Genomic DNA, 24,671 nt, shown 5'->3' with positions numbered 1-24,671 from the left:
AGCGAGCGCAGTACTGATCGAACAAGGAATCGAGCTGCCAACAGGCAACCAATATACAAGAGGGATAGATTATGACACTGACTCGTCGCCAACAAATTGAAGCACTAGAAAAAGATTGGGCAACCAACCCACGCTGGAAAAATGTGAAACGCACTTACACCGCTGAAGAAGTGGTGAGTTTGCGCGGCTCGGTTGTACCAGCCAATACCATCGCCCAACGTGGTGCAGACAAACTGTGGGAACTGGTGAATGGTTCAGCGAAAAAAGGGTATGTGAACTGTTTGGGCGCACTCACTGGCGGCCAAGCGGTGCAACAAGCCAAGGCGGGCATTGAAGCGATTTATCTCTCTGGCTGGCAAGTGGCGGCGGATAACAACACCGCAGGCACCATGTATCCTGACCAATCTCTCTATCCAGTGGATTCTGTACCTTCAGTGGTACGCCGCATCAATAATGCGTTTCGTCGCGCTGACCAAATCCAGTGGTCAAACGGCAAATCACCACAAGATGAAGGCGGTATTGATTACTTCCTACCGATCGTCGCGGATGCGGAAGCCGGTTTTGGTGGCGTACTCAACGCTTATGAGTTGATGAAATCCATGATTGAAGCGGGCGCTGCTGGCGTTCACTTTGAAGACCAATTGGCTTCGGTGAAAAAATGTGGCCACATGGGCGGCAAAGTGTTAGTCCCGACTCAAGAAGCGGTGCAAAAACTGATTGCAGCACGCTTGGCTGCCGATGTTGCAGGCACGACTACGTTAGTGATTGCTCGCACTGATGCTAACGCCGCCGATTTGCTCACTTCAGACAGCGATCCGTACGATGCCGATTTCGTGACCGGTGAGCGTACTTCCGAAGGTTTCTACCGTGTACGCGCGGGCATTGACCAAGCGATTTCTCGCGGCTTGGCTTACGCACCTTACGCAGATTTGGTGTGGTGTGAAACCGCGAAGCCGGATCTTGAAGAAGCGCGTAAATTTGCTGAAGCGATTCATGCACAATACCCAGACCAACTGTTGGCTTACAACTGCTCACCTTCGTTCAACTGGGAAAAGAATCTCGATGCGAAAACCATCGCCCATTTCCAGCAAGCGCTGTCGGACATGGGTTACAAGTACCAGTTCATCACGTTAGCGGGTATTCACAACATGTGGTTCAACATGTTTGAGTTAGCGCACGCTTACGCGCAAGGCGAAGGTATGCGTCACTATGTCGAAATGGTACAGCGTCGCGAATTTGAAGCAGCATCCAAAGGTTATACCTTCGTGGCGCACCAACAAGAAGTGGGGACGGGTTACTTCGATAAGATGACCAACACCATTCAAGGCGGCAATAGTTCGGTGACGGCCCTGACCGGCTCAACCGAAGAAGATCAATTTCACTAATTGATAATCCACCATTCTGTGCGAACCTTGGCGGCCGAATGGCCGCCTTTTTTAAGGTGAGCGTTTACTCTGTTTGAGTATGGCTATCCCATTCCTACATGCCGCTACAAATCGTTTGGCCGAGCCGAGAATGAATCGGGTGATGGCTTGACTTATTGCTCCTCATCCAACTCATCGGGTTCACTCTCTTCCTGAAGCTCAAGCAGATTGATCGCAATTGTCACGAAATCACTGTCGGTAATGATCCCAACTAACACGTCTTTGGCGACGACAGGCAAACAGCCAATTTTGTGTTTTTGCATGTAAATTGCGCTTTCTTTGAGCCCCGCTTGCGGCGCGACGCTCGTAACATCGGTGTGCATCACCTCAAACAACGGAGTTTCAAAGGTGAGGGCATCGCCTTGGGCACTGCGCTGTAAGCTGGATTCCTGAGCCGCCAACAAATCGCGTTGGCTGACGATACCCAGCAACTTTTTATTCGCATCCACAATCGGCACGTGGCGGATATCCAGCGCCTCCATAAGATGTTTCGCATCGTTGAGCGTGTGAGTCCGCAATAAGGTGTGCGGGTGACGCGTCATCATGTCTTCAACTTTGATCATAGCCAACTCCTTTCTGCGCAGAGAACCATCGGAGCCGGGGTCTCTAACCCCTTTTCCCATTAACGCTTTCTTATTTAACTATAGTGTGATTGGCCAGCAACTTCTGCGAAGTGAAACCGAAATATGCGGATTGTTGAATCCGCTGGCGAGCCTGATGGCTCTTTACAAAAGGTTACCTTGCGAGAGGTGTATCACCACGCAGCATTCCTGTATCTTGAGCGCACTTAGGTATATACTGGCGCGCCGCGAAATCGGGCGACGATACTGATCACTTAATCAAGAAAGAGCCATGCAAGTTTCAGATTTTCATTTTGAACTCCCAGACGAGCTGATTGCTCGCTACCCAAAAGCAGAACGTACCGCGAGCCGCTTGCTACAGCTTGACGGCAACAGTGGTCAACTGGTGGATGGCACCTTTAAAGATGTCCTCGAACTGGTTGAACCGGGAGATCTGCTGGTGTTTAACAACACGCGAGTGATCCCAGCACGCATGTTTGGGCGCAAAGCCAGCGGTGGCAAATTAGAAGTGTTGGTAGAGCGTATGCTCGATGAGCACACGATTTTAGCGCACGTTCGTTCATCAAAACCGCCCAAACCGGGCACTGAACTTTATTTAGGCGAGAACGATGAGTTTCATGCCGTGATGCAGGCGCGTCACGATGCGTTGTTTGAAATCCGTTTTACTGCGGAAACCGTGGTATTGGATATTCTCAATCAAATTGGTCACATGCCGTTGCCGCCTTACATCGACCGCCCTGATGAAGAGACGGATAAAGAGCGTTATCAAACGGTGTACAACCAAAAGCCGGGTGCGGTAGCTGCCCCAACTGCGGGTTTGCATTTTGACCAAGCGCTGCTTGAGCAGATCCAAGCCAAAGGCGTTGAGTTGGCGTATGTGACACTGCATGTCGGCGCGGGAACCTTCCAGCCTGTGCGGGTGGAAAATATTCACGATCACCATATGCATGCGGAATACGTTGAAGTGCCGCAAGAAGTGGTGGATGCGATTGCGGCGACCAAAGCGCGTGGTGGTCGAGTGGTTGCTGTGGGTACCACCTCAGTACGTTCACTCGAAAGTGCGGCGCAAGACGCGCTGCAAAAAGGCACCGAGTTAAAGCCTTTCTTTGGTGATACCGAAATCTTCATCTTCCCGGGGTATCAATACCAGTTGGTCGATTGTTTGATTACTAATTTCCACTTACCAGAATCAACCTTGATCATGTTGGTGAGTGCGTTTGCAGGTTATGAGCACACCATGGCCGCTTATGAACATGCGGTCAAAGAGCAATATCGCTTCTTTAGTTACGGCGATGCGATGTTTATTCGTAAGCAGATGACTAAAGCGTAATCATCCCTAATCACTTGGCGTGGTTACTTCAGGTGGCAAGGGATAACGAAAACGAGTGCTGGCAGTAGCCAGAAAAGGTGCAGACCTTTTTCGCAGGGAAACGCGACCGCTCCGCAAAGAGCCTTGTTGATGGCAATAAGGCTTGAATTATCGACCTGCTGAGAGCGTAAGTTCGCGCGATTAGGTGGGTAAAAATGGTCAGACTGTTTCTCTGACATTGGAGGCTTCGTGAAATTAAAATTTGAACTGAAAAAGAAAAACGGTAATGCCCGTCGTGGTCAATTGATTTTTGAACGCGGCACAGTGCAAACCCCTGCGTTTATGCCAGTGGGTACTTACGGCACGGTAAAAGGGATGACCCCTGAAGAAGTGAAAGAGACTGGCGCACAAATTCTGCTCGGTAACACTTTCCATCTCTGGCTGCGCCCTGGCCAAGAAGTGATGAAAATGCACGGTGACTTGCACGATTTCATGAACTGGCAAGGTCCTATCTTGACTGATTCAGGCGGTTTTCAGGTATTCAGCTTAGGCGATATCCGTAAGATCACCGAAGAAGGCGTGCATTTCCGTAACCCAGTAAACGGCGACAAAATCTTTATGGACGCCGAGAAATCGATGGAAATCCAAAAAGATTTGGGTTCAGACATCGTGATGATTTTTGACGAGTGTACGCCATACCCAGCGACCCACGATGAAGCGAAAAAATCGATGGAAATGTCTCTGCGTTGGGCAAAACGTTCACGTGACCACTTCGATAAGCTCGAAAACCCGAACAACCTGTTTGGTATCGTGCAGGGTGGTGTGTATGAAGATTTGCGTGATGTATCGGTAAAAGGCCTGACGGAAATCGGTTTTGATGGTTATGCTGTGGGTGGTCTTGCGGTGGGTGAGCCGAAAGAAGACATGCATCGTGTACTGGAACATACCTGTCCACAACTGCCGGAAGACAAGCCACGTTATCTGATGGGCGTCGGTAAACCGGAAGACTTGGTGGAAGGTGTGCGTCGTGGTATCGACATGTTTGACTGTGTGATGCCAACGCGTAACGCACGTAACGGTCACCTGTTTGTGACGGGTGGTGTGATCAAGATCCGTAATGCAGCACATAAAACCGATACAACACCACTGGATCCGCATTGCGACTGTTACACTTGCAAAAATTATTCGAAGTCATACCTGCATCATTTGGATCGCTGTAACGAAATCCTCGGTGCACGCTTGAATACTATCCATAACCTGCGTTACTACCAACGCTTGATGGAAAGCATTCGTAAAGCGATTGATGAAGACCGTTTTGACCAATTTGTAGCCGAGTTCTACGCGCGTCGTAACCGCGAAGTGCCACCACTACAAAAAGACAAAGCCTGATTTCGTGCACTGGGTTGGATTTGCGTGGTAAGCCGCTTGAATTCATCCCTGTGCATCCCAATAGAATCAACATTAAACAACAATAACTTAGAGGACGTTTCTCAATGAGTTTAATTTCTGTAGCACATGCCGCAGGCGAAGGTACCCCACAAGGTGGCGGTTTTGAAATGATCATCATGCTCGCGATGTTCGCAGTGATCTTCTATTTCATGATCTACCGTCCACAAGCTAAGCGTGTCAAAGAACACAAAAACCTGATGGCTGCGATGGCAAAGGGTGACGAAGTGCTGACCTCTGGTGGTCTAGTAGGTCGTATCACTAAGATTGCTGAAGACAACGCTTACATCACAATCGAGTTGAACACCAACAACGAAGTTGTGATCAAGAAGGACTTCGTGACTGCAGTGTTGCCAAAAGGTACGCTGAAATCTCTTTAAAACAGCCATAGGATCCTCGCTGTGCTAAACCGTTATCCGTTATGGAAGTATCTGATGGTGGTGTTTACCATCGCCATTGCAGCCTTGTATGCACTTCCAAATATCTACGGTGAAGATCCAGCTATCCAAATTACAGGGGCGCGTGGCGCCTCTGTTGATATGTCAACGCTGGATGCTGTCACCTCTGCGCTCGATAAAGCGCAGCTCTCCAAAAAATCCATTGCTCTTGAGAATGGTTCAATCTTAGTTCGTTTCAATGATACGGATACGCAAATCAGCGCCCGAGATATCATCAGTGAAGCACTAGGTAATGACAAAATCGTCGCGCTCAACCTTGCAGCCTCTACACCGGACTGGCTTGAGTCGATTGGTGCTGCACCAATGAAACTGGGTCTTGACCTGCGTGGTGGTGTGCACTTCCTGATGGAAGTGGACATGGATGCGGCGATGGAAAAATTGGTCACTCAACAAGAAGAATCTTTCCGTAGCGATCTGCGTGACGAAAAAATCCGTTACCGTGCTATTCGCCCGCTATCCGATGCGGTTGAAGTGACACTGCGTGATGCAGAACAGCTTGCGCAAACCAAACTGCTTCTTGAGTCGAAACATCGTGACATGACTTTTACGACTTCAGAAACCGATGGCCGTTTTGTGCTGCTGGCTAAGTTTACCGAAGCTCGCTTGCAGGAAATTCGTAACTACGCCGTTGAACAGAACATCACCATTCTGCGTAACCGTGTGAACGAATTGGGTGTGGCTGAGCCTCTGGTTCAACGCCAAGGTGCGACACGCATCGTGGTGGAGCTGCCGGGTGTACAAGACACCGCGCGTGCTAAAGAAATCTTAGGCGCGACCGCCACCCTTGAGTTTCGTGAAGTGGACGATAAAGCCGACCTTGCCGCTGCGGCAGCAGGACGTGCGCCTGCTGGCAGCGAAATCAAGTTCGATCGTAATGGTCGTCCTGTAGTGCTGAAAAAGCGCGTGATTCTGGGTGGTTCAAGTATTACCGATGCAAGCTCAAGCGCTGACGAATATGGTCGCCCACAGGTGAACATTTCGCTCGATAGCGAAGGCGGCAACAAGATGTCAGCGTTCTCGAAAAAGAACATTGGCAAGCTCATGGCGACGGTATTTGCTGAATACAAAGACAGCGGTAAGCGTTCTCCTGAAGGTAAAGTCATTCTGACCAAGCATGAGGAAGTGATTAACCAAGCGACGATTCAGTCGGCATTGGGACGTAACTTCCGTATTACTGGGATTGATTCACCGGCAGAAGCGCATAACCTTGCTCTGCTATTGCGTGCCGGTGCTTTGATTGCGCCAATTTCTATCGTCGAAGAGCGCACCATTGGTCCATCAATGGGTCAGCAGAATATCGATATGGGTATTCAGGCCTGTATTTGGGGTATGGTGGCGGTAATGCTGTTTACGGTTCTTTACTACCGTAAGTTTGGCATGATCGCTAACATCGCACTGATGGCGAACTTGGTACTGATCATTGGCGTGATGTCGATGATTCCGGGCGCAACCATGACCTTGCCGGGTATTGCCGGTATCGTGCTGACGGTCGGTATGGCGGTCGATGCCAACGTACTGATTTTCGAGCGTATCCGAGAAGAGCTACGCGAAGGAAAAAATCCGCAGCAAGCGATTCATCAAGGTTACGCTAACGCATTCAGTACCATTGCCGATGCCAACATCACCACCTTAATTACGGCGATCATTCTGTTTGCCGTTGGTACAGGGGCGATTAAAGGCTTCGCAGTGACGCTGTCTATCGGTATTTTAACCTCTATGTTTACCGCGATTGTGGGTACACGTTGTATCGTGAACCTGCTGTATGGCGGCAAACGTATCAACAAACTGTCGATCTGAGGCTGGGGTAAGTTATGTTTCAAATCCTAAAAGCAGACAAAATGATCGACTTCATGCGTTGGTCGAAATTCGCCTTCGCCTTGTCGCTGGTGATGATTGCCGCATCGATTTTTACTCTGTCTACCAAATGGCTCAACTGGGGGCTGGATTTCACGGGCGGTACTTTGATTGAAGTGGGCTTTGAGCAGCCTGCCAATCTGGAGCAAATCCGTAGCGCCCTTGAAGCGAAAGGCTTTGGTGATGCTACCGTGCAAAACTTTGGTTCTGCACGTGATGTGATGGTACGTCTACGTCCGCGTGAGGATATGGCGGGTGAGGCGCTGGGTAACCAGATCCTCGCGGCGATCAAAGAAGGCACGGGCGGCAACGTTGAAATGCGCCGTATCGAATTCGTTGGCCCGAACGTGGGTGATGAGCTCACTGAAGCGGGCGGCCTGGCGATTCTGGTTTCTTTGCTGTGTATCTTGCTCTACGTGTCAGTACGCTTTGAATGGCGTTTGGCTGCAGGTGCGGTGCTGGCATTGGCGCACGACGTCATCATTACCTTAGGCATCTTCTCTATCTTACAGATTGAAGTTGATCTCACGATTGTTGCAGCATTGCTGACAGTTGTGGGTTACTCACTCAACGATACTATCGTGGTGTTTGACCGGATCCGTGAAAACTTCCGTAAGATGCGCAAAGAAGAACCCGCAGAGATCATGAATAGCTCAATTACGCAAACTTTGAGCCGTACTTTGATCACTTCAGGTACCACTTTGTTTGTGGTGATTGCCCTCTTCACTCAAGGTGGAGCAATGATCCACGGTTTTGCGCTGGCCTTGTTGCTGGGTATTACCGTTGGTACTTATTCTTCTATCTATGTGGCATCAGCACTGGCGCTGAAACTCGGGATCACCCGTGAGCACTTGTTGCCTCCACAAGTGGAGAAAGAAGGCGCAGAGTTGGATGAAATGCCGTAGGCATCTCTTTCATCGATAAATAAAAAACCGCTGCTAAGTCAGCGGTTTTTTTATCAAGCTTGGTTAGCTATGACCTGATTGATCATGAAGCAGTAGGCGATCGGTTGATAGAACAAAAAAAGCCCTGCCATAATGACAGGGCGATATCAGCTGTGACGGAGCAGATATTATTTCAAAATTGCGCTGTTACCGTTTTCACGGATGTGCTGCAGAATCGCTTTCACACCACGTGGGCTTGATGCCACGATGTTGCCCGATTGCATGTAATCGGTGCCGCCAGCAAAGTCAGTCACAATGGCACCCGCTTCACGAGCAATCAGTTCACCTGCAGCCATATCCCAAGGTTTTAGGCCAAGCTCAAAGTAGCCATCAACGCGGTTTGCAGCTAGGTAGCACAGATCCAGTGCGGCTGAACCAGTACGACGGAAATCTGCACATTCAACAAACATTGCAGAGAGGATCTTCATGAAAGATTCTGAGTGCTGTTTTTGTTTGAATGGGAATGCGGTGGCCAAAACTGCGCCTTGCAGATCTTTGATTGGTTGAACGCGAATACGAGCGTTGTTGAGCTGTGCACCTGCACCACGTTGGGCAGTGAACAGTTCGTTAGTCATTGGGTCGTAAACACAAGCGACTTCAGTCTTGCCTCTAAAGCGTACCGCAATAGAAACAGCAAAGTGAGGGAAACCTTTTACAAAGTTAGTGGTGCCATCCAGTGGGTCGATGATCCATTGCACTTCCTTATCTTTACCTTCGATAAGGCCGCCTTCTTCTGCAATGATGCAGTGCTCAGGGTAAGAGCTTTTGATGGTTGAAACGATAATCGCTTCTGCTTCTTTGTCGACGTTAGTCACAAAGTCGTTGCTGCCTTTCTGAGTAGTTTGAATCTTCTCTGCGTTTTCCAGAGATTTGGCAATATGGTTACCTGCTTTTCGCGCGGCGCGAATAGCGATATTTAGCATTGGATGCATACGAGTTTCCCAACGGATGTTAAAGAACGAAAAAGCGGGCAGCAGTATACCAAAACAAATCAAAAAAGGAAGTGGTTATTTTTTGTGCGCTTAGTTGCCCGTCAAGGTAAAGGGTCTGACCATTTTGGTCAGGTTTGTGTTAATATCCCGCGGCTTTGTTTGGAGTACATTTTAGCAAATGATGTTAGAACACGTGAAAGTCGTATTGGTCGGCACAACTCACTCTGGAAATATTGGTTCGGCCGCTCGGGCGATGAAAGTCATGGGGCTGAGCCAGATGGTGCTGGTCGATCCGCAGTGTCAGGTTGATGCTCAAGCGATCGCGTTAGCCGCGGGGGCAAGTGAAATTGCACTTAATGCGCAAATTTATCCAACGCTGGAAGCCGCCGTTGCTGATTGTGGGTTAGTCGTGGGCACCAGTGCGCGTTCACGTACCCTTGAATGGCCAATGCTTGAGCCACGCGAGTGCGGAGAAAAACTCATCAGTGAAGCCAACCAACATAGTGTGGCTATGGTGTTTGGTCGTGAACGCACTGGCTTGACCAATGAAGAGCTGCAACTGTGTCACTATCACGTATGCGTGCCTGCGAATCCAGAATACAGCTCACTGAATTTAGCAATGGCGGTACAACTGCTGAGTTATGAAGTGCGGATGGCCTATCTTGCTTTGCAGCAGAGCTCGCAAAGCAGCACATTGCAGGAAGAGTATCCGTGTCATCAAGAGTTGGAGCGTTTTTATGCCCATCTTGAACAAGTGATAATGCAAACCGAGTTTATTTCTGCGCAGCAGCCGGGGCAGGTGATGAATAAACTGCGCCGCATGTTTACGCGCGCTCGGCCAGAAGCTCAAGAAATCAATATCTTGCGCGGGATCTTAACGTCAGTACAAAAGTCAATCTCACGCAAAGAATAAGCTTATAAGTCTCAGGGTTAAATACCTGACTAAATTAGTCAAATAAATACTTGACCAAAAGAGTCAAGTATGGAAAACTTCCAGCCACATAAACAGTGTGGATACGGTGTGATTATGAGACTGACATCTAAAGGAAGATATGCGGTAACAGCCATGTTAGATGTGGCTCTGCATTCGCAACAAAACCCAGTACCGTTGGCGGACATTTCTGAGCGCCAAGGCATTTCTCTCTCGTACTTAGAGCAGCTTTTTTCTAAGTTACGTAAAGCGGGCTTAGTCGCCAGTGTGCGCGGTCCGGGCGGCGGTTATCGCTTAGGAATGGACTCATACGCCATTTCTATTGGTACTGTGATTGCCGCGGTTGATGAATCGGTCGATGCGACCAAATGCAACGGGAAAGGGGATTGTCAGGGGGGGACTCGATGCCTGACTCACACACTGTGGCGTGATCTCAGCTCACGCATTACGGATTTTCTCAACAACATCACGCTCGGTGAGCTGATGATGGATAACGAAGTTCTCGAAGTTTCAGATCGTCAAGATCTTCATCTTGCGGTCAGCCAAAGGGTTTCGCAAAACAACTCAAACACAGTCACCATTGGTGCTGCGCCTTTTGGTATTAATGTTCGCTCATAGCGGCAAGGTTTACACTGGAGTAGAAAATGAAACTGCCTATTTATCTAGATTATTCAGCGACATGCCCGGTTGATCCGCGCGTAGCTGAAAAAATGGTTCAGTACATGACGATGGATGGTACCTTCGGTAACCCAGCTTCGCGCTCGCACCGTTATGGCTGGCAGGCAGAAGAAGCGGTAGACACTGCGCGTGAGCAAATCGCAGCCCTGCTGAATGCAGACCCACGTGAAATTGTGTTCACTTCGGGTGCTACTGAATCTGACAACCTCGCGATCAAAGGTGTTGCTCACTTCTATAACAAGCAAGGCAAGCACATCATCACCAGCAAAACCGAACACAAAGCGGTACTGGATACCATGCGCCAATTGGAGCGTGAAGGCTTTGAAGTGACTTATCTTGATCCAGAAAGCAATGGCTTGGTTGATCTGGCTAAGCTTGAAGCCGCGATGCGTGATGACACTATTTTGGTTTCTATCATGCACGTGAACAATGAAATCGGCGTGGTGCAAGATATCGCAGCGATCGGCGAACTGTGCCGTTCACGTAAAGTGGTGTTCCATGTTGATGCAGCGCAATCCGCGGGTAAAGTGGCGATTGATGTCCAAGAGATGAAGGTTGATCTGATTTCTCTTTCTGCGCACAAAGCTTACGGCCCGAAAGGTATTGGTGCTTTGTATGTTCGCCGTAAACCACGTATTCGTCTTGAAGCACAAATGCACGGTGGTGGTCATGAACGTGGTTTCCGTTCTGGTACTCTGCCGACTCACCAAATTGTGGGTATGGGTGAAGCGTTCCGTATCGCGAAGGAAGAGCTGCAGCAAGATTACGATCACGCACTGAAGCTGCGTAATCGTCTGCTTGATGGCATTAAAGATATGGAAGCCGTGACCATTAACGGTGATCTGGATCAGCGTGTACCACACAATCTCAACGTCAGTTTTGCGTTTGTAGAAGGTGAATCTCTGCTGATGGCACTGAAAGATCTGGCCGTATCGTCAGGCAGTGCATGTACTTCAGCCAGCCTTGAGCCTTCTTACGTATTGCGCGCTCTGGGTCTTAACGATGAACTGGCACACAGCTCAATTCGCTTCTCTTTTGGTCGTTTCACGACCGAAGCAGAGATTGATTATGCGATCGAACTGATCCGCGTAGCAGTGGATAAACTGCGTGCGATGTCTCCACTTTGGGACATGTACAAAGACGGCGTAGATCTGAACACGGTTGAGTGGGCACACCACTAATCATTCCAAGGTTATAAAGGATTCGAGGTAACGAACATGGCATACAGCGAAAAGGTCATTGACCATTACGAGAACCCACGTAACGTTGGTTCATTTGATAAAGAAGATCCTTCTGTAGGCAGCGGCATGGTTGGCGCACCTGCGTGTGGTGATGTAATGCGTTTGCAGATCAAAGTATCACCAGAAGGCATCATCGAAGATGCAAAATTCAAAACTTACGGCTGTGGTAGCGCAATTGCTTCTAGCTCGCTAGTGACTGAGTGGGTGAAAGGCAAGAGCATTGATGAAGCGGCAGCGATCAAGAACAGCGAAATCGCCGAAGAGCTCGAATTGCCACCGGTGAAAATTCACTGCTCAATCCTAGCCGAAGATGCCATCAAAGCCGCTGTTGCGGACTACAAGAAAAAGCATCAACACTAATTCGTTTGGGAGCGTCGAGCGCTCCCACCCTTTAATTTATTGAAATCATAAGGTTGAAGTATGGCCGTCACTCTTAGCGAAACCGCAGCAAGCCGAGTAAAAACTTTTCTGGATAATCGTGGAAAAGGCATCGGTTTACGTCTTGGTGTCAAGACAACTGGGTGTTCGGGAATGGCGTATGTGCTCGAGTTTGTTGATGATCTCAACGAAGAAGACCACGTATTTGAAAGCCATGGTGTGAAGGTGATCATTGACACCAAAAGCATGGTCTATTTAGATGGCACTCAACTCGATTACAAAAAAGAAGGGTTAAACGAAGGCTTTGAATTCAACAACCCAAATGCCAAAAGCGAATGTGGTTGTGGTGAAAGCTTCAACGTTTAACGGTAACTGACCATCGAGACTGTTCTCGATCACAGGACCGCTATCAAGATGAATTATTTTGAATTATTTGGGCTGCCGATCCAGTTTGAACTGGATGGTAGCCTTCTTTCTTCTCAGTTCAGAGCGTTGCAGAAACGATTCCATCCGGATAATTTTGCTACCGCTTCTGAGCGTGACCGCCTAATGGCAGTGCAGCAAGCCGCGCAAATTAACGATGCGTATCAGACACTGAAAGATTCACTCCGCCGCGCGGAATATCTTTTGTCGTTACAAGGCATAGAAATGAACGCTGAGCAGCAGACGCTGCAAGATCCGATGTTTCTGATGGAACAGATGGAGCTACGCGAAGAGCTAGAGTCCGTGACGGCTTGTGCAGATCCAGAGGCCGCCTTAGTCGCTTTTGACACTAAGGTAAGCGCGATGCAGCGTCATTATCTCGCACAGCTACAAGGCCAATTAGCTCAAAGTGAGTGGTTAGCGGCGGCTGATCAAGTCAGAAAACTCAAATTTATTGCCAAACTCAAAAATGAAGTAGAACGAGTCGAAGACCAACTGCTTGGCTAATTCAAGATTCAAAGGAACAACTGATGGCATTACTTCAGATTGCAGAGCCGGGGCAAAGTTCGGCACCACACCAGCATAAGTTGGCTGCGGGTATTGATTTAGGCACCACGAATTCACTGGTCGCTTCTGTGCGCAGCGGAACCGCAAGCACACTCGTCGATAGCCAAGGGCGTAGTATTCTCCCCTCAGTGGTGAACTATGGTGCTGATACGACTCGTGTCGGCTATCCCGCTCGTGAACAAGCTGAAACCGATCCGCACAACACTGTGATTTCGGTAAAACGTCTGCTTGGACGTTCACTGCAAGACATCTACCAGCGTTATCCTCATCTGCCTTACCGCTTCAAAGCGAGTGAGAAAGGCTTGCCGATTGTGCAAACTGCGCAAGGGGATAAAAATCCCATTCAAATCTCTGCCGATATTTTGAAAGCCTTGGCAGAACGTGCCACCGCCACCTTAGGTGGCGAATTGGCGGGAGTGGTCATCACAGTACCTGCGTATTTTGATGATGCGCAGCGGGTTGCCACCAAAGATGCTGCGGCGTTAGCGGGCTTGCATGTGCTGCGTTTACTCAATGAGCCGACAGCCGCGGCGATTGCTTATGGTTTGGACTCAGGCCAAGAAGGGGTGATCGCGGTCTACGATCTGGGCGGCGGCACCTTCGATATTTCGATTTTACGCCTCTCGCGCGGCGTGTTTGAAGTGCTCGCAACCGGTGGTGACTCTGCACTGGGCGGTGATGATTTTGACCATCTGATCGCCGATCACCTGCAAGCACAAATCGGACTCACCAGCTTAACCGCTGAGCAGCAGCGCGCGCTGATTAACGCCGCGACACAAGCCAAGATCGATCTAACAGAACACATGACGGCTGAGCTGAATGTGCTTGGCTGGCAAGGTACGCTTACTCGTGAAGAGTTGGAAAACCTGATTGCACCATTGGTGAAAAAGACACTACTTTCTTGCCGCCGCGCATTGAAAGATGCCGGTGTTGCAGCGGATGAGGTGCTCGAAGTCGTGATGGTGGGCGGTTCAACCCGCACACCGTTTGTGCGCGAGCAAGTGGGGGAGTTTTTTGGCCGCACACCACTGACCAGCATTAACCCAGATGAAGTGGTCGCGATTGGTGCGGCGATTCAGGCGGACATTCTGGCCGGTAATAAGCCGGATGCAGAAATGTTGCTGCTCGATGTCATCCCTCTCTCTTTGGGGATTGAAACCATGGGTGGTTTGGTCGAAAAAATCATCCCACGCAACACCACCATTCCTGTTGCTCGCGCGCAAGAGTTTACCACCTTCAAAGATGGGCAAACGGCGATGAGTGTGCATGTGGTACAAGGGGAGCGAGAAATGGTCGATGACTGTCGCTCTCTGGCACGCTTCTCACTCAAAGGTATACCACCGATGACGGCAGGTGCTGCGCACATTCGCGTGACTTATCAAGTGGATGCGGATGGTCTACTTTCCGTGACGGCTTTGGAAAAAAGCACCGGTGTACAAGCAGAGATTCAAGTCAAACCATCCTATGGTTTAAGCGATGACGAAGTCACCCAGATGCTCAAAGACTCCATGGCCTATGCTAAAGAGGATATGCTGGCGCGTGCGTTGGCAGAGCAGCGCGTAGAAGCGGATCGCGTGATTGAAGGCTTAGTTTCAGCCCTGCAAGCGGATGGTGATGAACTGCTGAACGAGCAAGAGCGCCAAACTTTATTACAGGCGATCGAGCGCTTGATTGAACTGCGCAATGGCGATAATGCGGATGCCATTGAGCAAGGAATAAAAGACACAGACAAAGCGAGCCAGGATTTTGCGTCAAGACGAATGGATAAATCGATTCGTAGCGCACTGGCTGGCCACTCCGTTGACGAGATTTGAAGAGATTACCAACATGCCTAAGATTATTGTTTTGCCTCATGAAACCCTTTGTCCGGAAGGCGCAGTGTTAGAAGCGCAAACCGGGGAAACGATTCTTGATGTGGCACTCAAAAACGGTATCGCTATTGAGCATGCGTGTGAGAAATCGTGCGCTTGTACTACTTGCCACTGTATCGTTCGAGAAGGGTTTGATTCACTGGAAGAGAGTGATGAGCTGGAAGACGATATGCTGGATAAAGCTTGGGGTCTGGAGCCAGAATCTCGTCTCAGCTGTCAGGCTCGAGTGGCGGATGAAGATCTCGTTGTCGAGATCCCGAAATACACGCTAAACCACGCAAGCGAAGATCATTAATTCTTAGCCTCGGTCGCTGCCGAGGTAAACCAATAGGAAGGCTAACCATGAAATGGACAGATTCACGCGATATCGCGATTGAGCTGTGTGACAAGTTTCCCGATGTCGATCCCAAAACCGTACGTTTTACCGATCTGCATCGTTGGATCATGGAGTTGGAAGATTTTGAAGATGATCCGAATCATTCCAACGAAAAAATCCTTGAAGCCGTCATTCTGTGCTGGATGGATGAGTTCGAGTAATTCATCACGTGCAAAATGAAGTGAGTGGTCAGTCAATATGACGCTTGCTTTGTTTAGCAGGGAGAGAAACCCCACAGAGTTAACACTTCTTAGCAAAAAATGCGGACCACTTGGTCCGTTTTTTTATTCGGTTGACATTTTGCCTCGACATAATGCTAACATCTTGGCGATTTAATGAGATGGCACAGGCAAAGCCAATATTTAAGACAAGGAGAAACCATGTCTACACAGATGTCTGTATTTTTGAGTACTCAAGCTGCCCAGCCTCAGTGGGGAGAAAAAGCGCTCATTTCTTTTGCAGAGCAAGGTGCAACCATTCACCTGCAACAAACACAAGATTTCAGCGCGATCCAACGCGCAGCTCGTAAGTTAGATAATCAAGGTATCCGCACGGCATTCCTGGCTGGAGAAGGTTGGGATCTGGAGAGCATTTGGGCTTTCTATCAAGGTTACCGTGATGCGAAAAAGCGCAATACCGTCGAATGGAAAGCGTTAGCGGCTGCTGAACAAGCAGAGCTAGAAGCGCGCATTAAAGCGACGGATTGGACACGCGATATCATTAACAAAAGCGCGGAAGAAGTCGCGCCACGCCAATTGGCGACCATGGCAGCAGAGTTCATCAAATCGCTTGCGCCTGACCATGTTTCTTACCGTATCGTCAAAGACAAAGATCTGCTCACTGAAGGGTGGGAGGGGATTTACGCTGTAGGCCGTGGCTCTGAGCGTACGTCCGCGATGCTGCAACTCGACTACAACCCAACGGGCGATGAAAATGCACCGGTATTCGCGTGTTTAGTCGGTAAAGGCATCACTTTTGACTCGGGTGGTTACAGCTTGAAACCTTCCAACATGATGTCAGCGATGAAAGCGGACATGGGCGGCTCAGGCATGATCACTGGTGCGCTCGGTTTGGCTATCATGCGCGGCTTCAACAAGCGCGTGAAACTTATTCTATGCTGCGCGGAAAACATGGTTTCCGGCCGTGCGTTGAAGCTTGGTGACATCATCACCTACAAAAATGGCAAAACCGTTGAAATCATGAACACCGATGCGGAAGGCCGTTTGGTGCTGGCCGATGGTCTTATCTACGCCAGTGAACAGAAACCGCAATTGATTATCGACTGTGCAACCTTAACCGGAGCGGCGAAAAACGCGCTGGGTAATGATTACCACGCACTGCTTTCTTATGATGAGTCGCTGAGCCAACAAGCATTAGCTGCGGCAAAAGAAGAGAATGAAGCGCTGTGGGCTCTGCCTTTAGCTGAGTTCCACCGTGAAATGCTGCCTTCTAACTTTGCGGATCTGTCAAACATCAGTAACGGCGATTATACGCCAGGAGCCAGTACCGCAGCGGCTTTCCTTTCCTATTTTGTGGAAGGCTACCAAAAAGGTTGGTTGCACTTTGACTGCTCAGCTACGTATCGCAAGTCAGCCAGCGATAAATGGGCTGCAGGAGCTACGGGCATGGGCGTGAAAATGCTCGCACGTATTTTGATGCAGCAAGCATAAATTTAAAGGCAGCTTGTATAGCTGCCTTGTTTTTATTAAGAGAATTAAAACAAGCACAATAAACAAAAGGAAATTTTATGGCTCTAGAAAGAACGTTTTCGATCATTAAACCGGATGCGGTGAAGCGTAACTTGATTGGTGAGATTTACCACCGTATTGAAAAAGCCGGTTTGCAGATCATTGCAGCGAAAATGGTTCACTTGTCTGAAGAGCAAGCAAGCGGCTTTTACGCTGAGCACGAAGGCAAACCGTTTTTTGAACCTCTGAAAGAATTTATGACTTCAGGTCCGATCATGGTGCAAGTGTTGGAAGGTGAAAACGCCATTGCACGCTACCGTGAACTGATGGGTAAAACCAATCCAGAGGAAGCGGCTTGCGGTACGCTGCGTGCCGATTATGCACTGAGCATGCGCTATAACTCAGTACACGGCAGTGATAGCCCAGCATCGGCCGCTCGTGAAATTGAATTCTTCTTTCCAGAATCAGAAATCTGCCCTCGTCCATAGTCTTTAAGACAGATTATTTAGGCTCCCAGTGTGGAGCCTAAATTTTGCACAAAATATAACCTGTCTTGAATTAACACCTTAGAAAAGACGCGGTTTTGCAGCCCTTGTTGTTGCTGAATAAAGGCTGTACAATTCGCGCCCTTAATTACTGTTCCGTCTTCCTGAGAGGCCCCATGACCACAGAAAAAGTCAATCTACTCGATTTTGACCGCAAGGGTTTGCGCACGTTTTTTGCCGAAGAACTGGGTGAGAAAGCGTTTCGTGCCGAGCAGGTCATGAAGTGGATTTATCACTTTGGTTGTGATGACTTCGATCAAATGAATAACATCAACAAGCAGCTGCGTGAAAAGCTCAAAGCCAAGTGTGAGATCCGTGCACCTTATGTCTCGGAAGCGCAACACTCGGCGGATGGCACCATCAAGTGGGCAATGCGTGTGGGTGATCAGGATGTAGAAACGGTTTACATTCCAGAAGATGATCGCGCGACCTTATGTGTATCTTCCCAAGTAGGGTGTGCGTTGGAATGTAAATTCTGCTCAACGGCTCAGCAAGGCTTTAACCGTAACCTACGCGTTTCAGAAATCATTGGTCAGGTTTGGCGTGCAGCACGTGAAATCGGCCTAGAGAAAGAAACAGGGCGTCGTCCTATCACTAACGTGGTGATGATGGGCATGGGTGAGCCTTTGCTCAACATGAAAAACCTCATCCCTGCGTTAGAAATCATGCTCGATGATCTCGGTTTTGGTCTTTCTAAGCGCCGTGTGACCGTTTCTACCTCTGGTGTGGTTTCTGGTTTAGAGCAGATGATTGGCCAAATCGATGTGGCTTTGGCTATCTCATTGCATGCGCCGAATGACAAGCTGCGTAGCGAAATCATGCCGATCAACGATCGCTGGAATATCGAAGCGTTTTTAGAGGTGGTGCGTCGCTATATTGCATCCTCAAATGCTAACCGCGGTAAGGTGACCGTTGAGTATGTGCTGCTGGATCATGTGAACGATGGTACAGAGCATGCTCACGAGTTGGCGGAATTACTGAAAGGGACGCCTTGTAAAATTAACCTGATCCCGTTTAACCCTTATCCGGGCTCACCCTACAAGAAGCCAAGTAATTCGCGTATCGATCGTTTCCAAAAAACCTTGATGCAATATGAGCATACCGTCACCATTCGTAAAACTCGTGGTGATGACATTGATGCGGCATGTGGGCAGTTGGTGGGAGATGTTATTGATCGCACTAAACGAACCAAAGCCAAACAATTTGATGGACAAGCGATTCCAGTGAAAACACTGTAATTGATGTTATAAGATAAGCCAGAGATGTTTCTCTGGCTTTATTTTTGCCTAATATGGCAACAAATCACTGCGTTTAAATGTCAAATCAAAGAAAAACCTTGAGCTAACTGTGATTTATTGGCCATTTCTTTATTGTTTAGTCAACAATATCTATTAGAATGAGGCAAATTTCTCAAACTTGATTTGAGCTATACCCAAGCGACGCGCTAACCGATTGCACCGATTAAGCCAAGTTGTTCCATTACTACCTATAATCAAAAATAAAAGTGAATGGCCCAGCGGCTTAGTCCTGACTAAGAGATTGAAATTACGGATGAATACTGAACAGCAAGATTACAACCAAACTGAGACGACCGAGCAAGTAAATCAACCTGCCATCGAGAAAGTTGCTCCCGGCACTTTACTCAAGCAAAAACGTGAAGATTTGGGGCTGACTCAGCGCCAAATCGCTGACCGCCTCAGATTACGCCTTTCTATTATCCAAAGCATTGAAGAGAACCGTTTTGAAGATGGTCAAGTCGCCACTTTTACTCGCGGTTATTTGCGTTCGTATGCCAAAGCGGTGGGTATTCGTGAATCTGAGATCTTGTGTGCTTTTGATGACAGCTATTGCCAAAAGCCAGAAGTTCAGCCGGATATGAAAAGCTTCTCGAAAAAGACCAAGCGTCAGTTGCACGACAGTCGAATCATGCTGATCACTTGGGTGATCTTAGCGGTTATCGTCGGCATGTCGACCTTGTGGTGGTGGCAAAATAGCCAGAAGAACAGCTTAATCCCGGATAAAACAACCATTGCGCCTAGTGCTATTTCGGATATTCAGTCTAGCAATGACGCCAGTCTTGCCAATGAAGACTTTGCAACCGTTCCTCCACTCAATGAGCTACAAGATGCGGCGCCTGCCAGTGAAGAGGCACCGATGAGCCAAGAGTCTCTTTCTGGTGAGGCCAGTGAATTGACTCCGCCAGCACCGAATGAAGCTGATGTGGTGACAGATAAGCCTGTGGTTGAAGAAACGGCGGCGGCACTGGTAGCACCTGCTCAGCCTCAAGGACAAACTCCAGTTCAGTCTCAAGCTCCAGCGGCGGCTGCGCCTGTGACTCAAACTGAAGCGGTGCCTAGTGCACCTAGTCAACCTGTAAGCTCTTCCACTGAGAACGCTTCCGCACTGCTGGTAATGAATTTTTCTGCCGATTGCTGGATCCAAGTCAAAGATGCCACTGGCAAAACACTGTCAACGGGTGTGAAAAAAGCAGGGCAGAGTGTGAGTTTGAGTGGCCAGCGCCCTTATAAATTGGTGTTGGGTGCACCAGAAGGGGTTTCAATCACATTAGCGAGTGAACCCGTCGACCTTTCTGGGTATACTTCCGGCAAAGTAGCAAGATTGACCTTACCTTAGAAAAATGTCTATGCAACATGAGTCTCCTATCAAACGTCGCCCCTCGACACGTATCTATGTGGGCGACGTTCCTATTGGTGATGGTGCGCCCATCGCCGTACAGTCAATGACCAACACCCGAACCACTGACGTGGCTGCCACGGTTGCGCAGATCAAGTCTTTGGAAAAAGTGGGGGCGGACATTGTGCGTGTTTCGGTTCCGACTATGGAAGCTGCCGAAGCGTTCAAACTGATCAAACAACAAGTCTCTGTGCCTTTAGTGGCCGATATCCACTTCGATTATCGTATTGCGCTAAAAGTGGCGGAATATGGTGTGGATTGTCTACGCATCAACCCGGGCAATATCGGTAACGAAGCGCGGATTCGCTCAGTGGTGGATTGTGCGCGCGATAAAGGCATTCCGATTCGAATTGGGGTCAATGGCGGCTCGCTAGAAAAAGATCTGCAACTGAAATACGGTGAACCGACGCCAGAAGCCTTAGTGGAATCGGCGATGCGTCATGTGGATATTTTAGATCGCCTCAACTTTGATCAGTTCAAAGTCAGCGTAAAAGCCTCCGATGTTTTCCTTGCGGTAGACTCCTATCGACTGCTGGCGAAAAAGATTGATCAGCCTTTGCATCTTGGCATTACTGAAGCGGGTGGCGCGCGTGCTGGTTCAGTGAAGTCAGCCGTAGGCCTAGGTATGCTGCTTGCGGAAGGTATTGGCGATACGCTGCGTATTTCGCTGGCGGCCGATCCGGTAGAAGAGATCAAAGTTGGTTTTGATATTTTAAAATCGCTGCGCATTCGTTCGCGTGGCATTAACTTTATTGCGTGCCCAAGCTGTTCACGTCAGGAGTTCGATGTGATTGGCACCGTGAATGCCCTTGAACAGCGTCTGGAAGACGTGGTAACTCCAATGGATGTTTCGATCATTGGTTGTGTGGTGAACGGTCCCGGCGAGGCGGAAGTGTCTCACTTAGGCTTGGCGGGCAGTAATAAGAAAAGTGCGTTCTATGAAGATGGTGTGCGCCAGAAAGAGCGATTTGATAACGATGATCTCGTGGCTCAACTGGAAGCGAAAATTCGCGCCAAAGCCGCGCGATTGGATGAAAAAAATCGCATCGATATCAAGCACGTAGAACAAGATTAATCTCAACGATATAACGGTAAGAATTGTGGCAAAAACTATTCAAGCAATCCGAGGCATGAACGATTGTCTCCCAACCCAGTCTCCACTTTGGCAAAAAGTGGAAGGCGTGGTGAAAAATGTAATCAGCGCTTACGGTTACAGTGAAGTTCGTATGCCAATCGTTGAGATGACTCATCTATTTAGCCGCGCCATCGGTGAAGTGACCGATGTGGTGGAAAAAGAGATGTACACCTTTGAAGATCGCAATGGTGATAGCTTAACGCTGCGACCTGAAGGTACGGCGGGCTGTGTGCGCTCTGGTATCGAAAATGGTTTGCTGTACAACCAAGAGCAACGCTTGTGGTACATGGGACCAATGTTCCGTCACGAACGTCCGCAAAAAGGTCGTTACCGTCAATTCCATCAGTGTGGTGTTGAAGTGTTTGGTTTAGATGGCCCCGATGTCGACGCTGAACTGATCATGATGACGGCACGTCTGTGGCGCGAATTGGGTATTGCACAACATGTGCGTTTAGAGCTCAACTCGATTGGCTCTCTAGAAGCTCGCGCTAATTATCGCACCGCTTTGATTGACTATCTGGAGCAGTACCAAAACGTACTGGATGAAGATTGTAAGCGCCGCATGTACACCAACCCGCTGCGTGTGCTCGATTCGAAGAATCCTGATGTTCAAGCGATTTTAGGTGATGCCCCTCAGCTCTCTGATTATCTCGATGCTGAATCAAAACAACATTTTGCTGGCTTGTGTGAACTTCTGGATGCGGCGGGTATCGAATACACGGTAAACCAACGTTTAGTTCGCGGCCTTGATTATTACAACCGCACGGTTTTTGAGTGGATCACCGAAAGTCTGGGATCACAAGGTACCGTTTGTGGCGGCGGCCGCTATGATGGCTTGGTTGAGCAACTGGGCGGTAAACCAACCCCTGCGGTAGGTTTCGCTATGGGCCTAGAGCGTTTAGTGCTGATGATGGAAACACTCGGTAATACGGATGTCCGTCGCAGCGTAGATGTGTATATGGTGACTGCAGGTGAAGGCACCATGATGGCGGGAATGAAGCTTGCGGAACAGTTACGTGAGCAAGTGCCCGGCCTACGTGTGATGACTCACTTCGGTGGCGGCAATTTTAAAAAGCAATTTAAACGCGCGGATAAAGTGGGCGCGGCGATTGCCTTGGTTTTGGGTGAAGATGAAGTTGCAGCCCAAACCGTTGTGGTAAAAGATTTGGCGGGAGGCGAGCAGAATACTGTTGCCCAAGCTGAAGTAGCTAAACTACTGGCACATTTAGCCTAATTCTCCTGCAGCACGTTTTAAATAAGAGGACAGGAAGTGGAACTCTACGATACTGAAGAACAACAAGTTGAAGCGATCAAAGATTGGTGGAAAGAGAACGGCAAAGCGGTGATCTTTGGCGCGGTAATTGGCCTTGGTGGCCTATTTGGCTGGCGCTACTATCAAGACTCTGTGGTTGCTGCGCAAGAAGCAGCATCGCAAAGCTACAGCAAAGCGATTGATGCACTGCTGGCAAAAGGCATTGAATCAGAAGGCACTATCCAAACCTTTATTGATACCAATAAAGAGACCGAATACGCAGTTTTGGCTGCGATGCAGTTAGCCAAAGCTCAAGTAGAAGCGGGTCAATTGGATGAAGCGTTAGCGCAATTGGAGTGGGCAAAAGGGGCAACCAAGGATGCTGCACTGAAACCTTTGCTGACATTCCGTGTTGCTCGTCTACAGGCTGAGCAAGGTCAATTTGATGACGCATTAACTCAGCTAACCAGCATTCAAGATAAATCTTGGGCTGGTCGAGTGGCAGAGCTGCGCGGTGATATCTTGATGCGTAAAGGGGATAGTGCAGCTGCTTATGCCGCTTACACCGAAGCGCAACAGGCAGAGGATGCTAGCCAAACTCTGCAAATGAAACTGGATGATCTCGCGAAGTAAGGGCACTCCCTGATGAAGAAGCTGTTCAATCAAGTGCTGGTCGCTGCGGGTGTGTTAGCTCTGCTCGCGGGTTGTGCTAGTGAAGAAGAAAACGTCATTATGGCGCCGTTGCCTGTCGTCAAAAGCGAATTTACGCCGAAAACGCTGTGGAGCGCTTCGGTGGGCGATGGTGTTGGGCACTATTTCTCAAAACTGGCTCCTGATTACGCTTACGACAAAGTCTTCGTGGCGAGTCGAGATGGGGTAGTAAAAGCACTTGATCCGCAAAACGGTAAAGTGATTTGGACCACGGATCTTGAGATTGAAGGCTCGGCACGCTTGTCCGGTGGTATTACCGCAGCGTTTGGTAAATTATTCATTGGTAGCGAAAATGGCGTAGTTAATGCTTTAGACGCAGAGACCGGCGAACCGCTATGGGCTTCAGCGATTGAAGGCGAAGTGTTAGCCGCCCCCGCGGCAGATAACAACATCGTTATCGTGAACACCAGCCGTGGTGCTCTGATTGCGCTTAACCAAGAAGATGGGGCGCAGAAATGGACGATCAGTACGGAAGTGCCTAACCTCACGCTGCGCGGCGATAGCCGCCCAACAGCGGTTGCGGGTGGTGTATTCTGGGGAACCCCAAGCGGTCGTCTGGCGGCAGCGATTGCTGAACGTGGTCAACTGATTTGGCAACAACCTGTCGGTCAGCCAAAAGGTGCAACCGAGATCGATCGTCTTGTCGATGTGGATGCCTCCCCATTGGTCATCGGTGGTACCTTGTTTACGGTAGGATTTAACGGACAATTGATCGCGATCGATTTACGTTCAGGCCAGCCAATCTGGAAACGCAATTACTCGTCAGCCACCGACATGGCGACGGATGGTAGCCGTCTTTATCTGGTTACCGATAAAGATCATCTGGTAGCGGTCGATACCCGCAGCGGTACCGAGCTTTGGAGCAATACTCAGTTAGAGCATCGTTTGCTCACTGCGCCAAAAATGATTGACGATTATTTGGTGGTCGGTGACGCGGAAGGTTATCTGCACTGGATTGACCGCAATAGCGGGGAATTTATTGCCCAGCAACTGGTTAATGATAGCGGCTTTGCGGTGGGCCCGCTGGCGCTAAATGACGGTTACGTCATCGTGACTCGTAATGGCCAGATAAAGAAGCTGACGATTCAACAATAAACTGTGATATGATTCACACGCGGCTCCTGGCTGGAAACAGTTAGGAGCCGTTTTATTGCCAGTGGCATCAGATTGATGGAGAGAAACTGCCCATCATAATGATGATAATGAAAGTGGTTATAGGTAAAAATTTAGCGC

At 49.1% G+C, this 24,671-nt stretch carries 25 protein-coding genes; 23 read left to right on the top strand and 2 right to left on the bottom strand.

Features of this window, described 5'->3' with window-relative positions; genetic code table 11:
- Window positions 1-71: 71 nt before the first annotated feature.
- The gene (gene aceA / locus CEQ48_RS15185; protein ID WP_000176892.1) at window positions 72-1,385 is read left to right on the top strand and encodes an isocitrate lyase; all 1,314 of its coding nucleotides are present in this window, start codon (window positions 72-74) and stop codon (window positions 1,383-1,385) included.
- Between the two features lie 152 nt (window positions 1,386-1,537).
- On the opposite strand, the gene CEQ48_RS15180 is transcribed toward aceA, so the two are convergent.
- A complete protein-coding gene (locus tag CEQ48_RS15180) occupies window positions 1,538-1,987 on the bottom strand; it encodes a CBS domain-containing protein (RefSeq protein WP_198301170.1) in 450 nt (149 codons plus the stop codon).
- 289 nt (window positions 1,988-2,276) lie between these two features.
- Here CEQ48_RS15180 and queA point away from each other — a divergent pair, with 289 nt between their 5' ends.
- The 5 genes from queA (at window position 2,277) to secF (ending at window position 7,977) form a co-directional block, all read left to right on the top strand.
- Window positions 2,277-3,335, top strand: a complete 1,059-nt coding sequence (gene queA / locus CEQ48_RS15175) for a tRNA preQ1(34) S-adenosylmethionine ribosyltransferase-isomerase QueA (protein WP_069212506.1) — start codon at window positions 2,277-2,279, stop codon at window positions 3,333-3,335.
- A gap of 228 nt (window positions 3,336-3,563) precedes the next feature.
- A complete protein-coding gene (gene tgt, locus CEQ48_RS15165; RefSeq protein ID WP_000768200.1) occupies window positions 3,564-4,703 on the top strand; it encodes a tRNA guanosine(34) transglycosylase Tgt in 1,140 nt (379 codons plus the stop codon).
- 104 nt (window positions 4,704-4,807) lie between these two features.
- On the top strand, window positions 4,808-5,140 hold the full coding sequence (yajC, locus tag CEQ48_RS15160) for a preprotein translocase subunit YajC (protein WP_089071825.1): 333 nt from the start codon (window positions 4,808-4,810) through the stop codon (window positions 5,138-5,140).
- Window positions 5,141-5,161: 21 nt separating this feature from the next.
- Window positions 5,162-7,015 carry a protein translocase subunit SecD gene (secD, locus tag CEQ48_RS15155; RefSeq protein WP_089071824.1) on the top strand — a complete coding sequence of 618 codons (1,854 nt, stop codon included), beginning with the start codon at window positions 5,162-5,164 and terminating at the stop codon, window positions 7,013-7,015.
- 14 nt (window positions 7,016-7,029) lie between these two features.
- Window positions 7,030-7,977 (top strand): protein translocase subunit SecF, encoded by a 948-nt coding sequence (gene secF, locus CEQ48_RS15150; RefSeq protein WP_088131927.1) that lies wholly within the window; start codon window positions 7,030-7,032, stop codon window positions 7,975-7,977.
- 167 nt (window positions 7,978-8,144) lie between these two features.
- Here secF and suhB read toward each other — a convergent pair whose 3' ends face one another.
- Window positions 8,145-8,948, bottom strand: a complete 804-nt coding sequence (gene suhB, locus CEQ48_RS15145) for an inositol-1-monophosphatase (RefSeq protein ID WP_000553435.1) — start codon at window positions 8,946-8,948, stop codon at window positions 8,145-8,147.
- Window positions 8,949-9,129: 181 nt separating this feature from the next.
- On the opposite strand from suhB, the gene trmJ reads away from it, so the two are divergent.
- From trmJ to bamB, 17 genes are all read left to right on the top strand, one after another.
- Window positions 9,130-9,861 carry a tRNA (cytosine(32)/uridine(32)-2'-O)-methyltransferase TrmJ gene (trmJ, locus tag CEQ48_RS15140; RefSeq protein ID WP_198301303.1) on the top strand — a complete coding sequence of 244 codons (732 nt, stop codon included), beginning with the start codon at window positions 9,130-9,132 and terminating at the stop codon, window positions 9,859-9,861.
- Window positions 9,862-9,975: 114 nt separating this feature from the next.
- A complete protein-coding gene (gene iscR / locus CEQ48_RS15135; protein WP_001918301.1) occupies window positions 9,976-10,497 on the top strand; it encodes a Fe-S cluster assembly transcriptional regulator IscR in 522 nt (173 codons plus the stop codon).
- A 26-nt stretch (window positions 10,498-10,523) separates the two neighbouring features.
- Window positions 10,524-11,738 (top strand): IscS subfamily cysteine desulfurase, encoded by a 1,215-nt coding sequence (locus tag CEQ48_RS15130; protein WP_000775253.1) that lies wholly within the window; start codon window positions 10,524-10,526, stop codon window positions 11,736-11,738.
- A 36-nt stretch (window positions 11,739-11,774) separates the two neighbouring features.
- The gene (iscU, locus tag CEQ48_RS15125) at window positions 11,775-12,158 is read left to right on the top strand and encodes a Fe-S cluster assembly scaffold IscU (RefSeq protein WP_000331703.1); all 384 of its coding nucleotides are present in this window, start codon (window positions 11,775-11,777) and stop codon (window positions 12,156-12,158) included.
- A gap of 60 nt (window positions 12,159-12,218) precedes the next feature.
- Entirely contained in the window at window positions 12,219-12,542 is a 324-nt protein-coding gene (gene iscA, locus CEQ48_RS15120) for an iron-sulfur cluster assembly protein IscA (protein ID WP_089071822.1), read from the top strand.
- Window positions 12,543-12,590: 48 nt separating this feature from the next.
- The gene (hscB, locus tag CEQ48_RS15115; RefSeq protein ID WP_069503737.1) at window positions 12,591-13,106 is read left to right on the top strand and encodes a co-chaperone HscB; all 516 of its coding nucleotides are present in this window, start codon (window positions 12,591-12,593) and stop codon (window positions 13,104-13,106) included.
- Between the two features lie 23 nt (window positions 13,107-13,129).
- Window positions 13,130-14,980, top strand: a complete 1,851-nt coding sequence (gene hscA / locus CEQ48_RS15110; protein ID WP_089071821.1) for a Fe-S protein assembly chaperone HscA — start codon at window positions 13,130-13,132, stop codon at window positions 14,978-14,980.
- Window positions 14,981-14,993: 13 nt separating this feature from the next.
- Window positions 14,994-15,332 carry an ISC system 2Fe-2S type ferredoxin gene (gene fdx / locus CEQ48_RS15105; protein ID WP_001124187.1) on the top strand — a complete coding sequence of 113 codons (339 nt, stop codon included), beginning with the start codon at window positions 14,994-14,996 and terminating at the stop codon, window positions 15,330-15,332.
- A 47-nt stretch (window positions 15,333-15,379) separates the two neighbouring features.
- On the top strand, window positions 15,380-15,574 hold the full coding sequence (gene iscX / locus CEQ48_RS15100) for a Fe-S cluster assembly protein IscX (RefSeq protein ID WP_000872176.1): 195 nt from the start codon (window positions 15,380-15,382) through the stop codon (window positions 15,572-15,574).
- A 219-nt stretch (window positions 15,575-15,793) separates the two neighbouring features.
- Window positions 15,794-17,083, top strand: a complete 1,290-nt coding sequence (gene pepB, locus CEQ48_RS15095; RefSeq protein ID WP_000107234.1) for an aminopeptidase PepB — start codon at window positions 15,794-15,796, stop codon at window positions 17,081-17,083.
- A gap of 77 nt (window positions 17,084-17,160) precedes the next feature.
- Window positions 17,161-17,589, top strand: coding sequence for a nucleoside-diphosphate kinase (gene ndk, locus CEQ48_RS15090; protein WP_001162850.1), 429 nt, complete (start codon window positions 17,161-17,163; stop codon window positions 17,587-17,589).
- A gap of 173 nt (window positions 17,590-17,762) precedes the next feature.
- Window positions 17,763-18,884 carry a dual-specificity RNA methyltransferase RlmN gene (gene rlmN / locus CEQ48_RS15085; protein ID WP_000206077.1) on the top strand — a complete coding sequence of 374 codons (1,122 nt, stop codon included), beginning with the start codon at window positions 17,763-17,765 and terminating at the stop codon, window positions 18,882-18,884.
- A gap of 313 nt (window positions 18,885-19,197) precedes the next feature.
- Window positions 19,198-20,280, top strand: a complete 1,083-nt coding sequence (gene rodZ / locus CEQ48_RS15080; RefSeq protein ID WP_089071820.1) for a cytoskeleton protein RodZ — start codon at window positions 19,198-19,200, stop codon at window positions 20,278-20,280.
- Window positions 20,281-20,290: 10 nt separating this feature from the next.
- Window positions 20,291-21,415: a flavodoxin-dependent (E)-4-hydroxy-3-methylbut-2-enyl-diphosphate synthase gene (gene ispG / locus CEQ48_RS15075; protein ID WP_181712535.1), complete on the top strand. Its 1,125-nt coding sequence runs from the start codon at window positions 20,291-20,293 to the stop codon at window positions 21,413-21,415.
- A 25-nt stretch (window positions 21,416-21,440) separates the two neighbouring features.
- Window positions 21,441-22,709, top strand: coding sequence for a histidine--tRNA ligase (hisS, locus tag CEQ48_RS15070; protein WP_001140461.1), 1,269 nt, complete (start codon window positions 21,441-21,443; stop codon window positions 22,707-22,709).
- 36 nt (window positions 22,710-22,745) lie between these two features.
- On the top strand, window positions 22,746-23,360 hold the full coding sequence (locus tag CEQ48_RS15065; protein ID WP_089071818.1) for a YfgM family protein: 615 nt from the start codon (window positions 22,746-22,748) through the stop codon (window positions 23,358-23,360).
- A 12-nt stretch (window positions 23,361-23,372) separates the two neighbouring features.
- Window positions 23,373-24,533 (top strand): outer membrane protein assembly factor BamB, encoded by a 1,161-nt coding sequence (gene bamB / locus CEQ48_RS15060; protein ID WP_000732729.1) that lies wholly within the window; start codon window positions 23,373-23,375, stop codon window positions 24,531-24,533.
- The last annotated feature ends 138 nt before the right edge of the window (window positions 24,534-24,671 follow it).

Source organism: Vibrio tarriae (genome assembly GCF_002216685.1).
Classification (GTDB): domain Bacteria; phylum Pseudomonadota; class Gammaproteobacteria; order Enterobacterales; family Vibrionaceae; genus Vibrio; species Vibrio tarriae.
The sequence above is the reverse complement of the archived record's forward strand: the minus strand, read 5'-3'. Positions and strand labels throughout refer to the sequence as shown.

Coding starts and splice junctions, on each gene's coding strand:
- aceA (WP_000176892.1), top strand. CDS start 72: ATGACACTGACTCGTCGCCAACAAATTGAAGCACTAGAAAAAGATTGG.
- CEQ48_RS15180 (WP_198301170.1), bottom strand. CDS start 1,987: ATGATCAAAGTTGAAGACATGATGACGCGTCACCCGCACACCTTATTG.
- queA (WP_069212506.1), top strand. CDS start 2,277: ATGCAAGTTTCAGATTTTCATTTTGAACTCCCAGACGAGCTGATTGCT.
- yajC (WP_089071825.1), top strand. CDS start 4,808: ATGAGTTTAATTTCTGTAGCACATGCCGCAGGCGAAGGTACCCCACAA.
- secF (WP_088131927.1), top strand. CDS start 7,030: ATGTTTCAAATCCTAAAAGCAGACAAAATGATCGACTTCATGCGTTGG.
- suhB (WP_000553435.1), bottom strand. CDS start 8,948: ATGCATCCAATGCTAAATATCGCTATTCGCGCCGCGCGAAAAGCAGGT.
- trmJ (WP_198301303.1), top strand. CDS start 9,130: ATGTTAGAACACGTGAAAGTCGTATTGGTCGGCACAACTCACTCTGGA.
- iscR (WP_001918301.1), top strand. CDS start 9,976: ATGAGACTGACATCTAAAGGAAGATATGCGGTAACAGCCATGTTAGAT.
- CEQ48_RS15130 (WP_000775253.1), top strand. CDS start 10,524: ATGAAACTGCCTATTTATCTAGATTATTCAGCGACATGCCCGGTTGAT.
- iscU (WP_000331703.1), top strand. CDS start 11,775: ATGGCATACAGCGAAAAGGTCATTGACCATTACGAGAACCCACGTAAC.
- iscA (WP_089071822.1), top strand. CDS start 12,219: ATGGCCGTCACTCTTAGCGAAACCGCAGCAAGCCGAGTAAAAACTTTT.
- hscB (WP_069503737.1), top strand. CDS start 12,591: ATGAATTATTTTGAATTATTTGGGCTGCCGATCCAGTTTGAACTGGAT.
- hscA (WP_089071821.1), top strand. CDS start 13,130: ATGGCATTACTTCAGATTGCAGAGCCGGGGCAAAGTTCGGCACCACAC.
- fdx (WP_001124187.1), top strand. CDS start 14,994: ATGCCTAAGATTATTGTTTTGCCTCATGAAACCCTTTGTCCGGAAGGC.
- iscX (WP_000872176.1), top strand. CDS start 15,380: ATGAAATGGACAGATTCACGCGATATCGCGATTGAGCTGTGTGACAAG.
- pepB (WP_000107234.1), top strand. CDS start 15,794: ATGTCTACACAGATGTCTGTATTTTTGAGTACTCAAGCTGCCCAGCCT.
- ndk (WP_001162850.1), top strand. CDS start 17,161: ATGGCTCTAGAAAGAACGTTTTCGATCATTAAACCGGATGCGGTGAAG.
- rlmN (WP_000206077.1), top strand. CDS start 17,763: ATGACCACAGAAAAAGTCAATCTACTCGATTTTGACCGCAAGGGTTTG.
- rodZ (WP_089071820.1), top strand. CDS start 19,198: ATGAATACTGAACAGCAAGATTACAACCAAACTGAGACGACCGAGCAA.
- ispG (WP_181712535.1), top strand. CDS start 20,291: ATGCAACATGAGTCTCCTATCAAACGTCGCCCCTCGACACGTATCTAT.
- bamB (WP_000732729.1), top strand. CDS start 23,373: ATGAAGAAGCTGTTCAATCAAGTGCTGGTCGCTGCGGGTGTGTTAGCT.